Here is a 335-nt window from a genome sequence, read left to right as displayed (position 1 = left end):
CCGTGCGGAGAACTAGCGCAGCTGAAGATGGTGCTTTCCGGAAACGCGCCATCCGCGGCTGCATAATCGACCGCTCATGCTTGACACGATAGCTCCAGCTTCTATTCTGTTACAAAAAGATGAATTACATAATTGTGGAACTAAACGGGAGCTGTCACATGAAAACACTGGTCGCATTCCTTCTCGGTACCGCGCTTGTCGCCCTGCCTTCGACCCTCTTTGCCCAGGAAAAGGGCGGCGTCATCAATGTCGCGACGATCGGCGAGCCGCCGACGCTCGATCCGATGTCGTCGACGGCCGATCTGGTCGGCATCGTCACCCAGCACATTTTCGAA

At 55.5% G+C, this 335-nt stretch carries 1 pseudogene; it reads left to right on the top strand.

From position 1 onward, the window contains the following. Positions 1 to 158: 158 nt before the first annotated feature. Positions 159 to 335 (top strand): annotated as a pseudogene (locus EOD29_RS30940) (ABC transporter substrate-binding protein); the annotation flags it as partial.

Origin of the sequence: Mesorhizobium sp. M1A.T.Ca.IN.004.03.1.1 (assembly GCF_003997555.1) — a bacterium.
In the GTDB taxonomy this organism is placed as follows: Bacteria; Pseudomonadota; Alphaproteobacteria; order Rhizobiales; family Rhizobiaceae; genus Mesorhizobium.
This window is presented reverse-complemented; position numbering and strand designations above follow the sequence as displayed.